This window comes from Paenibacillus oralis, from assembly GCF_003863965.1.
Lineage (GTDB): Bacteria > Bacillota > Bacilli > Paenibacillales > Paenibacillaceae > Fontibacillus > Fontibacillus oralis.
Genome location: NZ_RRCN01000001.1, coordinates 5,449,737 through 5,463,836, shown reverse-complemented (window position 1 = coordinate 5,463,836; position 14,100 = coordinate 5,449,737). Strand labels below are relative to the sequence as shown.

Below are 14,100 nucleotides of genomic sequence, written 5' to 3'. Positions count from 1 at the left end.
ATCGTAAGCCTCCTAAAAATAATGGACGGCGCAGGTCTTGAGCTCAGTATAGAAATCCAGGGCAGCTTGCCCCTGTTCGCGCGTGTGCGAGCTGGAAAGCTTCAGGCCGCCGAACGGGGCTTGATATTCGACGCCTGCCGTCTCTTGATTGACGCGGACCATTCCGGCCCGGGCTTCGTCCAGGAACCGGTGGGCATAAGATAAATCCCTGGTGAATAAAGAAGCGCTCAGGCCATAAACGGTTTGATTGCACAGGGCGACGGCTTCCGCGAAATCGGATGCTTCCAGCACCACGGCGACCGGTCCGAAAATCTCCTCCTGAATCAGCGGATGCTCCGCGTTTAAGCCCGCTGCCACGAGCGGTCTTATATAATAACCTTCCTGATCCCCTGCGGCTGCCGGACCTTGAGCCAAAATTTCGGCATGCTCCCACGCCAGCTGCACATAGGAGTTCACCGTTTCATATTGGTTTGCCGAAGCTACCGGTCCCAGGTAAGCCTGCGGATCAAGGGCCGGGGCCAGCTTGAGCCTTGATACCGCTTGCGTCAACGCTTCGGTAAACGCATCGTAAATGCCGGATTCCACGATGATGCGGCTGGTCGCCGTGCATTTCTGGCCCGCCGAGCGGAACGCGCCGCTGACAATCAGGGGCACGGTATGCTCTAGATCGGCGTCGCCCAGCACCACCGCGGCATTTTTTCCGCCCATCTCGGTTTGATATTTGATGTTGCGTTTGGCGCAGGCCTCGGCGACGTGCATACCGGTGGCCGTGGAGCCGGTAAAGCTGACCGCATCCAAAGCCGTTTGCTCCAGCAGCGCATCGCCGATTTTACTGCCCTTGCCGACGACCAAATTGACGACACCGGAAGGAAGCCCGGCTTCGGCGAAAATTTCCGTCAGCCTGGTCGCGGTCAAAGAAGCGGACTCGGCCGGTTTCCAGATCACCGTGTTGCCGCAGATCAGCGCCGGCGCTATTTTCCACAGCGGAATGGCCACGGGAAAATTCCAAGGGGTGATAATTCCGGCCACCCCAAGCGGCACCTTTCGGCTATATTGCAAAACATCCGGCTCGCTGGAAGGGATGACCGACCCACCCACCCGGACGCCCTCTGCGGCATAATATCGCAGCAGGTTTACGCCGCGCATGACTTCGCCGCGCATTTCCGTAATCGGCTTGCCCATTTCCATGCTGGCGAGCTGGGCAATCTCGGCGGCCCTTGACTCCAAGGCCGCCGCCAGCCGGTGCAAATGCTCGGCTCTTGCGGCTCCCGTCAAGCGGGACCAGGAGGCGTATGCCAAACGTGCCGCCTGCTCCGCTTGCGCTACGTGCGAGGCGTCGGATAAATGAAGCACGCCCACCTCCTCCCGGGTGTCGGATGGATTGACTACGGCGCACTCTCCTGCCGCGGGGACAATCCATTCTCCTCCGATCCAATTCCGGCTGTGTACCATTGACGATTCCTCCTGTTTTAAGCTCATTCCAAGCTCCCTTCTTTTGCTTCTTTTTTGGACTCAACCCAGAAGTCGGCGCTTGGCTGCAAAGTCAGTTGGCCAATCCATTCGTTTTGAGTTAACGGCTCTGCATCCCGGATCTTCAGTCTTTCGCTAACGGTTGTAACCAGCGCTTATTTAGCCGAAAAGACGGGGATTCAATATCTAACGGTTGTCCCCGCGCTTATTTGGGTAAAACAGGTTCGAATCCTTTGAAATAAGGCAAAATAAGCTCTGTCGCAACCGTTAAATTTGGTTTCCCCTGCATTTTATCGAAATAGCGGCGCTCACAACCGTTAGAATGACGCCGGCCTTGCTTGAAGGAGCTGCGCCGTCCTGATTTCAAGCGCCGCTTTTGCTTTTGCGCCCTTCATTGCGCGCTTCCTTATTATGGCCGACGTACCGGCAATGTCCCTCTTTTGTGTGACCGCCGTTTAATTAGCCGGTTGTTTGCGGTGGGCGGCACGCTCGAACGCTTGTTTAATCACCTCGCAATCGGCATCCGGCAAAGGCAGGCGCGGCGGGCGGGCCGGCCCCACAGGGAATCCGGCCAGCTCCATCATGTACTTGATCGACTGGACGAGCTGCGGGCTGGCATCGAAGTGCAACAGCGGCAGCAGCCGGCGGTACAGCGCGGCGGCTTCCCGAACCTTGCCTTGTCTGGCCAGGCCAAACAGCTCCACACCTTCCTGCGGCAAGGCGTTTGGCACCCCGGAAATCCAGCCTGTGGCTCCAAACAAAACGCCTTCCATTGCTAAATCATCGACGCCGATCATCACTTCCAGATCCGTCTGATCCAGAATATCGTGAACGCGGCGGATGTCGCCGGAAAACTCTTTGACGGCCACGATATGTTCGAACCCGGAAAGCCGGGCAAGCAGCTGCGGCGTCAAGTCGACCTTGTAATCATGCGGATTGTTGTAGGCGATGATCGGCAGTCCCACCTCATTAAGCGCCTCGTAGTGGGCGATGACTTCATGCTCCAGCGGCCGGTAGTTAATCGGCGGCAAAGCCATCACGCCGGCAGCGCCCGCATCCTTCGCATGCTTCACCCACTCGACGGCCTGCCGTGTGGAAGGCGCCGCCGAGCCAGGCACCACCGGTACCCGCCCGGCCGCGGCCGCGATCACGGTTTCCACGACTTTGGCCCGCTCTTCGCCGGTCATGGTTGCGTATTCCCCCAGTGAACCGGCCGGTACCAGACCGTTCACCCCTTGTGAGATCAGCCAGTCGCAAAGCTCGGACAAACGTTTGTAGTCCACCTCGTAGCTATCGGTAAACGGCGTAACGATGGCCACGTAAACTCCTTCAAATCTAGGCATATCGTGATTTCTCCCCTCGCTTTTCATTTATTCATGTCATAAAATATTAATCTAATAAAGTATGAATCCTTCCGGCAGTGGATCGGCCGGGTCCAGCAGGAAATTCATAAAACCTAAGACATGGGCGGTTCCCGTAAACCGCGGGATAACAGCCCTGCGGTCGTATGCCATCGTTTCCCCGGAAATGGTTCCAATCGCGCGGGCGCCGGTTATCCCTTCATAGACGACCTGCTGGCCTCGCGCAAGCAAACCTCGGGAATAGAGAACCGCCAGATGAGCGCAAGCTCCCGCCCCGCCCGGTGACCGGTCAAGCTGTTCCCCGGCGAATACAGCCGCACTCCGGTAGACGATCCGCGCCGGATCACGGTCATCATCACGGTCATCAAGACTGGCTTCACGGCGGCTCCCGAGCCCATCGCCCCTTCGATAAAAAAACACACCATGAATCCCGGAATCCCAGTCCAGCACCGAATGTTTGCCTTGCAGCCGCCTTTCCGCCGCCCCTCGGATCAGCCGGGCCCACTCCCGCAGCTTGGGCAGCGGGTACGCTCCCCTTACGCCGAGCAAAGAAGCATCAACAACGGCGTACAGCTCTCCGCTGAAGCCAATGTCTACCCTCACCTCCGCGCCTTCAACATTCACCGTAAGCGGCTTGTCATAAGCAAAGCTCGGAACCGGCTCAATCGTAACCGCGTGAACTTCCTCCCCTTCGCATTCGGCAATCGCGCGAACCGTGCCCGCCGGGCAATCGATCAGGACACCTGCGGCTGCATCGGAAAACTCCAATTGTCCTGTAGCGATCCAAGCCGTAACCGCGGCGATAATCCCGTGGCCGCTAATGGCCGCCAGGCCCTCTTGGTTCAGGAACAGCAGGCCGAACCGCACTCCTTTCGTTACCGGCGCCGTGACGACCGCCCCGGTCATCGCCCCGTGCCCTCGCGGCTCGGCCAGCAGCAGCTTCCTCGCGGCATCGAAGTTCCGCCGGAAAAAATCCGCCTTCTCCTGCAGCGTAGCTCCGGCCAGCGGCGGCAAGCCGCCGGTGATGATCCTTAGCGGCTCACCTCCGGAATGCGTATCGATCGCCGCATACCATCTCTTCATTTTCATGCAATACCGGCCTCCGAACCCATTCGTATTAGAGGTAATTTTGAACTCTTTTGAACTCTAACTATTAAAGCAGAAAGAACCCCTGATTCAGCTCATCCCGATCCTGCAAAACAAACTGGTGAAAGCCCGTCACCCAAGCCGACCCGGAGATTTGCGGAATGACCGCCGGCAAGCCGCCTACCATCGTTTCTTTCACAATCTTGGCCCGGAACAGCGAGCCCACGATGCTCTCATGGACAAACTCTTCTCCTTTCGACAGTTCCCCTTTGGCATGAAGCACGGCGGCCTTGGCCGAGGTTCCCGTCCCGCACGGCGAACGGTCGATCCCTCCGGGAGGCACGACCACCGTATTCCGGCAATGGGCCAACGGCGATACCGGATCGCTATAGAACTCGATATGGGTAAGCCCGCGAATGACCGGGATTTCCGGATGCACCACCTCAACCTGGCGATTCACCGCCTCGCGAATCTTAACGGCCAAACCAACGATTTCCGAACCCCGCCCGGGAACCAGCGGAAGACGAAGCGGCCGCGCGTCGACAAGCCCGTAAAAATTGCCGCCATACGCAATATCCACGGAGATTTCGCCAAGCCCTTCGACATCCACCAATACATCCCTTTTGTATAAAAAAGAGGCGATATTCGTGAACGTCACTTGCCGCACTTTCCCCTCCTCGATCTCCAGCCTGGCTTCCACAAGCCCCGCCGGGGTATCGAGCCGGATGACGTCTTTGCTGGCGGGATAGATTCCTCCTTCAATCAGCGCGGTGCAAAGGCCGATCGTATCATGTCCGCACATCGGCAAATATCCGCCGGTTTCAATAAACACCACCCCGATGTCGGCCCGCGCGTCGCAAGGCGGGGTCAAAATACAGCCGGACATCACCTCGTGCCCCCGCGGCTCGAACATCAACGCAGTGCGGAAATCGTCGTAATGCTCGGACATGTAGACCATCTTTTCCGTCATCGTCCTTCCATGCAGCTCCGGTGCTCCGCCGGTTACGGTGCGGGTCGGGTTGCCGCCGGTGTGGGTGTCGATCGTGCTGACCAGCTTGGAAAATCTCATACTCATAACACGGCCTCCTGATGGCGGGAAACGGAGCCCCGAAAACGGTCATAGCGCAGCGGCTCGACCGGGATGCAGGTGGCGGCGCCGCTTAACATTTCGCACATTACTTTCCCCGTGACCGCGGCCAAGCTGATGCCGTCTCCTTCGTGCCCCGCCGCCACATAAAATCCGGGGATTTCGTCGATGGCGGAAACGATTGGGAGATGATCAGCGGTCCAAGGACGCAAGCCCGCGTAAGTCCGCAGCAGCGGAATCCGTTCCAGCATGGGGAAAAAGCGAATCGCCCGTTCCGCAATCAGCCGGATCACCTCCTGATCGACACGGCTGTCCAGCCCGGCGAATTGGCGGCTGGAGCCGATCAGAAAGTTCTGCGAAGCGGTCGGTTCGAACACGAGCGCGATGCCGTACTGTTCGAATCTCGGGTCCACCTTGCGCGTTCCGCCGAATTTGCTGATCAAATAGCCGAATTCCATTACTTTCCGTTTCCCAATGCTTTCCCAGCGGGAGGCTACGAGAATGTGGCCCTTACGGGGTTCGATCGGAATGTCTATCCCGGCCATTTGCCCGATCCGCTTCGCCCATACCCCGGCGGCGTTAATGACAAATTTCGCGCGGATCGTGCCGCCGGAGGTTTCCACCCCGCGAATCCGGCCCTTCTCATCCAGCAAAAGCGCCGTCACGGACGTATGGGTTCGCAGACTTGCACCATGGCGGCGGGCGGTGGAAGCTAACGAATAAGTGAGCAATACCGGGTTCACCGTGGAATCGGTGGCGCATTCCAAGCCGCCCGGGAGATCGTCCGCCAGATCAGGCCATTCCTCCCGCAGGTCCTTCCGGTCCAACATGCGAAAGGGGAGGCCCGCTTCGCACTGGCGCGAAACCCAGCTCTCGGCAGCCTCCATCTCTTCATCGGTCTCGCACACGAGAATGCTGCCGGGGGCCCGGTATTCGAATTCCTCATCGAGCTCCCGGGCCCACTCCGCCACCAATTGCTGCGATTTCAGGGACATTTGGCTGTCGAAGCCGGGGGCCTTGTCAATCGCCAAAATATTGCCGTCACATTTAGAGGAGGTGCCTCCAGCGATTTCGCCGCGCTCCACCACGACTACGTCCATTCCGGCTTTCGCCGCATAATAGGCAATGGACATGCCGATGATCCCGCCGCCGATGACGACGACTTCCGCAGCTTCCGAATTCATGAACGATAGTCCCTCCTTCCTTTCAAAAGAGGTTGTTTCTCTTACAGAACGATCAGTTCTTTGTTCGATTTCGTCAGCACCTCAATGCCCGTTTCCGTAATGAGAATGTCATCCTCGATGCGGACACCGCCGAAATCGGGGATATAAATCCCCGGCTCCACTGTCAGGATCATCCCCGGCTCGAGCACATCCTCCGTTTTTTGCGAAAACCGCATCGGCTCGTGGATTTCCAAACCGAAGGCATGACCGAGACCGTGGCCGAAGTAGTCGCCGTACCCGTAGCCAGCTATACAATCCCTTGCCAGCGCATCCCCCTCCTTCCCTGTCATCCCCGGTTTCAGTCCCTCCAGGGCGGCCCGGTTGGCCTCCAACACGATCCGGTAGATCTCCTGATGGCGCTCTGTGGGCTCACCAATAAAGACGGTCCGCGTTAAATCGGAGCAATACCCTTCGTAGCTAGCCCCAAAATCAAGGGTCACGAACTCATTGATGCCAAGCGGCTTGTCGCTGGCCAACCCGTGCGGCAGCGCGGAGCGTACGCCGGAAGCGGCGATCGTGGGATACGCCGACGAAACCGCCTCGTTTTGGCGCATAAAGTATTCCAGCTCCGCAGCCACCTCCCGTTCGGTAACGCCCGGCTTCATGAAGCCCAAAATATGGGCAAAGGCTTTTTCCGTAATCTCGATCGCCCGCCGGATATACGCCTGCTCCCGCTCGTCTTTGATGCCGCGCAGCTTTTCAACGATGTTTTCCGTCGGCACCAGCTCGATGCCCTGAAAACACTTTTCGTATGCCTCATATCCCGCATAAGTCACCTGATTTTTTTCAAACCCCAACGTTCTGACCCTGACCCCTTCCAGCTTCTCCCGGATCAGCTCAAGCGGGTCACCCGCCGCCTGTACAACCTCGTATTCACGAGCCTGCTGGGACGCCTGGCTGGTATAACGAAAATCGGTCACCAGCAAGGCCTGGTCCTGCGTAATCACCACCCAACCCGCAGTGCCGGTGAAGCCGGTCACATATCTGCGGTTATAGGGGCTTGCGATTAAAAGTCCGTCGATCCCCTGCTGCTTGAGCGCTTCCCGCACCTTTTGGAGACGCTGTTCTTCCATAGATTTAACCCTCCCTCTGCATTTTCAATTCCTCAGCCCTTCATCCCGGTTAACGTAATGCCTTCGATAAAATAACGCTGCCCGATAAAAAACACGACGATCACCGGCAAAATCACCACGGTCGAAGCGGCCATCAACAGATGCCACTGCGCACTGTGCAACGATTGGAACATTTGCAGCCCAAGCGCCATCGTAAATTTGCTTTCCTCATTCAAGTACACCAGCGGCCCCATAAAATCGTTCCATGAGTTCATGAAGGAAAACAAACCGATGACGATCAGCGGCGGCTTCGACAAAGGGATGATGATCCGGGAAAAAACCGTCCACGGACCGGCCCCGTCCACATAAGCGGCTTCGTCCATATCCCGCGGGATGCTGGTATAAAACTGCCTTAACAGAAAAATGTCGAAGGCCGAGCCAAACCACACCGGCAGAATAAGCGGGAAGTAAGTGTTGATCAGATCGGCCAGCTTCCAGCCGATAAAGGTCGGAATTAACGTGACCGCACTGGGCAGCATCATGCTCGACAGCAGCAGTCCGAAGAAAAACTTTTTCCCCGGCCAGCTTAACCTGGCGTAACTGTAAGCCCCGAGCGAACTGCTGATCAGCGCTCCGGCCAGGCAGCCGATGGTGATGGTTAACGTGTTGCGGAAAAAACGGAAAAAATCGATCGTCGTCAAGGCCTCCACATAGTTCTGCAAGCGAAAGGGCGAAGGTATCCACCTTGGCGGCATCTCAAAAATTTGCAGCGAACTCATCATCGAACTGCGGACCAGCCAAAATAACGGCAATAGACAAAAGCAGGCTCCTAAAATGAGGATCGTGTAAACGGTCAGCTGCGAGATTCGGCGGCTTCTCCGCATCGTCGCTACACCTCGCTTTCATAAAACACCCAGGACTTGGATGTGCGGAAAAAGATAACCGTGACCAGCAGGATGATCATAAAGAGGATCCAGGCAATAGCCGACGCTTGCCCCATTTCGCCGAATTGAAACGCCTGGCGGTAAATGTAGTAGTTATAAAACAAGCTGGCATTGTTGGGCCCGCCCTGCGTCATGATCAGCGCTTCGGTAAATACCTGAAAAGCTCCGATCGACCCCATGATCAAGTTGAAGAAAATAATCGGCGTCATCATCGGGATCGTAATATGCCGAAACTTCCGGAGCGGGCCGGCGCCATCGACGATGGCCGCTTCATAGAGAGACCTCGGCACGCCTTGCAGGCCCGCCAGGAAAATAATAATCGTGCTCCCCATCCCCCACAGGCTCATCAGCACGATGGAAGGAACCACGGTGGTTTCGGAATACAGCCAATCCAATGTCGGCAGGTTCAAGGCTTCCAGGAAGCTGTTGAACAGGCCCAGGTCCGGGCTAAACAGCCAAATCCAAATCATTGAGGACGCGACTGCGGGCACGATCGCCGGCAAATAATAGATCGTGCGGAACACGGATTTGCCGCGGATAAACTCCATGTTCAGCAGAAATGCAACGATAAACGAAAAGACCAGTCCGAGCGGAACGCGAAGCACGACATATTTGAAGGTGACCCATAACGAGTTGTAAAAATATTGATCCGTGCCGTCGAACAGCCGCGTATAATTCGCCAGCCCGATGAATTTGGGCGCATTTACGATCCGGTAATCCGTAAAGCTGAGCAAGAGACTGGCGACCATCGGCAAAATGACGAACAGCATCAGCCCGCAGATACTGGGCAGGGCAAACAAAATGCCTGCTAAAGCAATACGGCGTTTATGAAGAATAGCAATCCCCCCAATCCGGATGAATGGATAAGCCAGGATATTACCTGCCGTAATATCCTTGAATCAGCGGCTGCACCTTGGGCTCCACCCCCTTCAGCGCTTCTTCGGCCGTCTTTTTGCCCGTCCAGACCAAATCGAGGGCAGGCGTCACCAGGGCATTGATTTTGTCCAGGTTCTTCACTTCGAAGCCCGGGGTGCGGATGCCGTTTTCAATCGTCTGCTTCATATAGGCTTCGGTGTATCCTTCCGGATGCGCCTCGTTTCCGGCGGCCCATTTGTTTATCAGGTCCGGATTCGTGTACCATTCTTTTTTCAGCGGCATCCATAAGCCGCCTTCGATCAGCGGCAGCACCGATTCGGGGTCCGCCATATATTTATAGAGCAGCCACGCTTCTTCCGGGTGTTTGGTCGATTTGAAAATGACCGTCGGCGCCCCGTCCAGCAGGGTATTGCTGACTTTGAGCTTCGGCAGCACTCCGACCCCGAGATTAAAATCCTGCTCCGCAAACGCTTGCAAAGCCCAGTTCCCGGAGACCGTCATGGCGACTTTTTTCGTCTGCAGCGCTGTATCGGGCAAGTTTTTGGTTTGCATCGGGGTGGGTGACACATGGTGAACATACATCAGATCCGCCAGCTTTTGAATCGCCTCGATCGCCTCCGGCTGGGCCAGCCCAAACCCTTTTCCGTCCTCCGTCAAAAAATTGCCGCCATTTGAAACCACCGCCGCCATCATATTGTAGGGATCGTACTGAAGACCGTACTGCCTGATTTTGTCCGGGTTAAAGTTCGGATCGAGCGCATTTCTCCCCTGGTCATCCAGCGTTAATTTCTTAGCGTATTCCACAAACGTATCCCAATCCCAGGCTTTATCCGCGTCGGTCGGGGGCAGCGATGCGCCCGCTTCCAGCAGCAGATCCTTGTTGTACATGAGCCCGTACCCTTCCACCGCGGTGCTCATCCCGATGATGTTGCCGGGAGCGATTTCGTACCATACCTGGTCGAGATAATCCTCCTTTTTAAAATCCGGGTCGTTTTCGATCAGCGGGGTGAGGTTCAGCAGCTTTCCGTCCGCGCCCCAGCTCAAAGCGGCTCCGGAGGACAAATAACCGAGATCCGGGGCGACATTCCCCGCCACCATCGTCGTCAGTTTGGTTAAATAATCGGCCGGAACGTGCATCGGCTCCACGCCAATTCCGGTCGCCTGCTCAAAACGTTCAAGCGCTTCTGTTACCGTCTTTTTCTCGATCGTATCCCCCCAGAAGGAGAACTTCAGCGTGATCTTTTCTTTACCGCCGCCCTGGGTCCCGTCCTGACTTTCGGAGGTTCCTCCGCTATTCGAACACGCCGTTAACATCACGGTGACGGCAAGAACCGCCGGTAAAACCCATCCCGCCAAACGCCTTGCACTCATCATCCCCTAACCCTCCATTCAGCTAAAAATGATTTGTATATTTATTGTAAAAAATCACGGTTCTAAAAAGAATTCGAACATTTTTGGATTGGTGGAGGATTTTTATTTGTTTGGTAAAAATGTTTGTTCAACCCTTTAAAGGTAAACGGATGTGCACGATAGTTCCTTCCCCTTCTTGCGAAGTTATGGATACGCCATAGGCCTCTCCGTAAATAAGCTTGATTCTTTTGTCCACGTTTTGGATGCCGATGGAGCTGCTCTCCATTTCGGTTAATTGCTCTAATCTGTGAGCGGAAATACCGATGCCATTGTCTTCTACCGTGAACGTGCGCTCGCCGCCCTCCACCCGGCCCCGAATCATAATCCTTCCCCCGGTGTGCAGGCGGGAAAAACCGTGGATAATCGCATTTTCGACGAAAGGCTGCAGAAATAGTTTGGGAACTTGATACGAATAAAGCTCGGGAGAGATGTCATAGGTGACGGTAAACTTGCCCTCAAAACGCTCGTTCGTGAGAAAAATATAATGCCGGAGCCAATTTAAATCCTCCGCCATATCGCCGATATCGCGGCTGTTTTCAGAGGTGTACTGCAGCATGGCGGACAAGCTGACGATCATCCGGCTCAGCTCTTTTTGCTCGTTCTCCAGCGCCGTCCAATTCATGATGTTCAGGGTGTTGTACAAAAAATGCGGATTCAGCTGGATATTCAGCGACATGATTTGCGTCTCTTTTTCCCTGAGCTTGACCTTGTAATTCTCTTCGATTAAATTTTTGATTTTTACGTTCATTTGGTTGTATTTATGAATCAACAACCCCATCTCGTTGTAAGACTCAACCCGGATGCGGGTATCGAATTCCCCTTCGCCCGTCTTTTTGATTGCACGCAGCAGTTGATGAATGGGCCTGGTGATGGAATTGGCAAACAACAACGCCAGCAGGAGCGAGAAGATCAGCAGAAATAACGTCAAGTAGAAGGTATAGGATTTGATCTGCGGTAAAAACGCGGCACCCAGAGCTTCCGGCGAGATGGTAACCGCCGATACCCAGCCTGTCACTTCGGAAGTATCAAAGCAAACGATCAGCGGCTTGCCGTCCTCCATCATCGTCAATGTCCCGCTTTTCAGCTTGATCATTTCCTTCAGCCAATCCGGCTTGCCGCCGGCATATGCCCGCTCCATGTCCGTACCGGCGACTAGCTCTCCTGACGGGCTTACGATAAAAAAAGAAGCTCCGTTGGCAGGGAGCGCACTTTCAAACCGGGCACGGTAATAGTCCGGCTGGTAAGTGATGACCAGCACCGGGAGCTCGGCTTTGCCTAGCAGCTCGATCACTTCGCCATTGTTGATTTTGAACAGTTTAAGCAAGCGTACCCCAGTCAGCAGTTGGAAGTATTCCGGCGGGTTGGACGGATTGATTTCCCGCTTGAACATTTGCGCGAACGAAAAGGTAGGGACCCACGCCATCCCCCCATCCGCTTTTACCGCAGCCTGGTATAGACCGGTTTCGTTAAAATCTTCATAAGGGAACAATGCGGAAGCTCCCGTGGGGCCGATGTTGGAATAGCTGGTGAGCAAATGGATCGAGTACATGTCCTGCAAATCGGGAAAGTATTTGTTGAGCGCGCGGCTGACCTTTTTTTCCATCGTAATCATGCTGTATTCGTCCTCCGGGTTCGCATGCAAATATTGCTCGTACAGCATCTGCTCCGCAATCAGGGCGAGGCTGCTTTCCTCCACCCGGGCGAGCTCGGCGTCGATGATTTCGTTGTTTTGCTTCACGATGGAGTAAAGGTTTTGCCGGGCGAATTCGGAGACGAATTCCCTGCCGGAGAAGTAATATTTAGAGCTGAGGATGCCAAGCGGAATCGTGATAATGAGGGCATAGGATAAAAAAAGTTTGGTCCTGTAGCGAAGATCCTTTAATCGCGGCAAACCGTAACGTCCTCTCAAACGACATCCCTTCCTTATTCAGCGAATGGCGGACAGGTGGCGGTATTCTTCCGGACTTGTGCCAAATTCCTTGCGAAATAGGCGGATAAAGTACTTTACATCCTTATAGCCGACGTTTTCGGCAATTTGGTAAACCTTTTGCGAGGTATGCAGCAGCAGCTTTGCCGCCGCCTTCATGCGGGTTTGGGTAATGTATTGGTGGATGGTCATACGCGTATGCGTTTTGAAAAGGTGGCAAAAATACGAAGGATTAAAATGAAATTTCACGGCCAGCGTGCTTAGCGACAAATCTTCTTCATGGTAATGCGTTGCAATGTAGGTTTTGCAGCTTTCGATAATCGGCTCGGCTTTACAGCGTTTACGGTCATTCGGGCGATCGCTCAACTCGAAGAGCCGTTCCCGGGCTGCCTTCGAGGCGGCGAGACGCACAGAGCTTGCTTTTTGCTCCGCTTTCGCCAATAGCGGCACGATTCTGTCCTCTTCCACCGGCTTAAGCAAATAATCGCAGGCGCCAAGCTGCAGCGCGCGCTGCGCATAGGCAAACTCCGAATACGCGCTTATAATAATGACGCATTCGTTCCCGCCGCGCCGGGTCAAATGCTCCACGAACTCGAGCCCGCCCATGACCGGCATTTGAATGTCCGTAAAAACCAGGTCAATGGGTTGAACGCTGATGCTTTCAAGCGCCTCCGCACCGTCCCTGGCATGAAAAATGTTGTACTTTGGGTTCAATCCCTGAAGCATCCGCGACAACCCTTTCCGGTGCTTCGGTTCGTCGTCCACGACCAAAATGTTCAGCATTTTCCATCTCCTCTTTTTTGCCGTCAGGCTTTGGAATCGGAGCAAAACACCGACAAATATTTGACTTCATCCGTCACCGGCGTATATTTATGATTTTCGAAGGAGTCGAAATACAAGCTGTCGCCGGCGTTTAGCGTATACGCTTCGTTGCCTACGTAATAGATCATGGTGCCTTCCAGCACATATATAAATTCCTGTCCGACATGAGACAACGTTCGTTTGCCCGTCTTTCCTTTTCTCGCCACAAAATAAAACGGCTGCATCAATTTCTCCGGCCGTTCCGCCGCAATCGCGGAAAAAGAGTACCCCTTATCGGTGCGGACCATTTTATCCATGCTTGCCGTTTTCGTGGTGTGTACGGTACCATGCAGATCACTGTCATCGAGCAGCACGGAAACTTTGGTTCCCAGCGCTTCGGCAATCTTGATGAGCGTACCGATCGGGGGGACCGTTTTCCCGTTTTCGATTTTGGACAACAGGCTTTTCGTAAATCCGCAAGCCTTGGCGATGTCGTCCAGACTCCGGTTTTGTGATTTACGGATCTTTCGGATTTTGCTACCCAGCTCCACGTAAGTTATCCCCTAAATAAAAATGAATTCAACTTGGTTTAATCAAATGAAACAACATTTAATTGGAATTGTCAATAAATTTTAACAAATCAACCGAGGCAATTTAACATATCTGTGATTCTTGTTATACCTGTTGGCAACAATTATACTTTTTGATATAATGACGTTTGTTGGTTAAAAATTTAAAATGCTTCACTTGGAGGAGCCTGTCACCAAGGGAGTAGTATGTCGATTTCGGCATAACATTCCCTTGGTTGCAGGCTCTTTTTGTGTTTTTTTTAATTTTTTTCACATCATATACTTCAATGGAGG

At 54.4% G+C, this 14,100-nt stretch carries 12 protein-coding genes; all 12 read right to left on the bottom strand.

Annotation, left to right across the window (positions count from 1 at the left end; genetic code table 11):
* Positions 1-12: 12 nt before the first annotated feature.
* Complete coding sequence (locus tag EHV15_RS24350) at positions 13-1,479, bottom strand: aldehyde dehydrogenase family protein (RefSeq protein WP_246061753.1); 1,467 nt, start codon at positions 1,477-1,479, stop codon at positions 13-15.
* Positions 1,480-1,925: 446 nt separating this feature from the next.
* Positions 1,926-2,813 (bottom strand): dihydrodipicolinate synthase family protein, encoded by an 888-nt coding sequence (locus EHV15_RS24345; RefSeq protein WP_128633506.1) that lies wholly within the window; start codon positions 2,811-2,813, stop codon positions 1,926-1,928.
* A gap of 51 nt (positions 2,814-2,864) precedes the next feature.
* The gene (locus tag EHV15_RS24340) at positions 2,865-3,920 is read right to left on the bottom strand and encodes a proline racemase family protein (protein ID WP_128633505.1); all 1,056 of its coding nucleotides are present in this window, start codon (positions 3,918-3,920) and stop codon (positions 2,865-2,867) included.
* 64 nt (positions 3,921-3,984) lie between these two features.
* Positions 3,985-4,986: a proline racemase family protein gene (locus tag EHV15_RS24335; protein WP_128635510.1), complete on the bottom strand. Its 1,002-nt coding sequence runs from the start codon at positions 4,984-4,986 to the stop codon at positions 3,985-3,987.
* 2 nt (positions 4,987-4,988) lie between these two features.
* Positions 4,989-6,188 carry an NAD(P)/FAD-dependent oxidoreductase gene (locus tag EHV15_RS24330; protein ID WP_128633504.1) on the bottom strand — a complete coding sequence of 400 codons (1,200 nt, stop codon included), beginning with the start codon at positions 6,186-6,188 and terminating at the stop codon, positions 4,989-4,991.
* 41 nt (positions 6,189-6,229) lie between these two features.
* Complete coding sequence (locus EHV15_RS24325; RefSeq protein ID WP_128633503.1) at positions 6,230-7,300, bottom strand: M24 family metallopeptidase; 1,071 nt, start codon at positions 7,298-7,300, stop codon at positions 6,230-6,232.
* A gap of 32 nt (positions 7,301-7,332) precedes the next feature.
* Positions 7,333-8,163, bottom strand: coding sequence for a carbohydrate ABC transporter permease (locus tag EHV15_RS24320; RefSeq protein ID WP_128633502.1), 831 nt, complete (start codon positions 8,161-8,163; stop codon positions 7,333-7,335).
* 5 nt (positions 8,164-8,168) lie between these two features.
* Positions 8,169-8,972: a carbohydrate ABC transporter permease gene (locus EHV15_RS24315; RefSeq protein ID WP_128635509.1), complete on the bottom strand. Its 804-nt coding sequence runs from the start codon at positions 8,970-8,972 to the stop codon at positions 8,169-8,171.
* Positions 8,973-9,099: 127 nt separating this feature from the next.
* Entirely contained in the window at positions 9,100-10,473 is a 1,374-nt protein-coding gene (locus tag EHV15_RS24310) for an ABC transporter substrate-binding protein (RefSeq protein WP_128633501.1), read from the bottom strand.
* A 124-nt stretch (positions 10,474-10,597) separates the two neighbouring features.
* Positions 10,598-12,418: a cache domain-containing sensor histidine kinase gene (locus EHV15_RS24305; RefSeq protein WP_128633500.1), complete on the bottom strand. Its 1,821-nt coding sequence runs from the start codon at positions 12,416-12,418 to the stop codon at positions 10,598-10,600.
* An 18-nt stretch (positions 12,419-12,436) separates the two neighbouring features.
* Positions 12,437-13,219 (bottom strand): response regulator transcription factor, encoded by a 783-nt coding sequence (locus EHV15_RS24300; RefSeq protein ID WP_128633499.1) that lies wholly within the window; start codon positions 13,217-13,219, stop codon positions 12,437-12,439.
* Positions 13,220-13,242: 23 nt separating this feature from the next.
* The gene (locus EHV15_RS24295) at positions 13,243-13,788 is read right to left on the bottom strand and encodes a helix-turn-helix domain-containing protein (protein ID WP_128633498.1); all 546 of its coding nucleotides are present in this window, start codon (positions 13,786-13,788) and stop codon (positions 13,243-13,245) included.
* Between the last annotated feature and the right edge of the window lie 312 nt (positions 13,789-14,100).

Coding starts and splice junctions, on each gene's coding strand:
- EHV15_RS24350 (WP_246061753.1), bottom strand. CDS start 1,479: ATGAGCTTAAAACAGGAGGAATCGTCAATGGTACACAGCCGGAATTGG.
- EHV15_RS24345 (WP_128633506.1), bottom strand. CDS start 2,813: ATGCCTAGATTTGAAGGAGTTTACGTGGCCATCGTTACGCCGTTTACC.
- EHV15_RS24340 (WP_128633505.1), bottom strand. CDS start 3,920: ATGAAAATGAAGAGATGGTATGCGGCGATCGATACGCATTCCGGAGGT.
- EHV15_RS24335 (WP_128635510.1), bottom strand. CDS start 4,986: ATGAGATTTTCCAAGCTGGTCAGCACGATCGACACCCACACCGGCGGC.
- EHV15_RS24330 (WP_128633504.1), bottom strand. CDS start 6,188: ATGAATTCGGAAGCTGCGGAAGTCGTCGTCATCGGCGGCGGGATCATC.
- EHV15_RS24325 (WP_128633503.1), bottom strand. CDS start 7,300: ATGGAAGAACAGCGTCTCCAAAAGGTGCGGGAAGCGCTCAAGCAGCAG.
- EHV15_RS24320 (WP_128633502.1), bottom strand. CDS start 8,163: ATGCGGAGAAGCCGCCGAATCTCGCAGCTGACCGTTTACACGATCCTC.
- EHV15_RS24315 (WP_128635509.1), bottom strand. CDS start 8,972: ATGGTCGCCAGTCTCTTGCTCAGCTTTACGGATTACCGGATCGTAAAT.
- EHV15_RS24310 (WP_128633501.1), bottom strand. CDS start 10,473: ATGATGAGTGCAAGGCGTTTGGCGGGATGGGTTTTACCGGCGGTTCTT.
- EHV15_RS24300 (WP_128633499.1), bottom strand. CDS start 13,219: ATGCTGAACATTTTGGTCGTGGACGACGAACCGAAGCACCGGAAAGGG.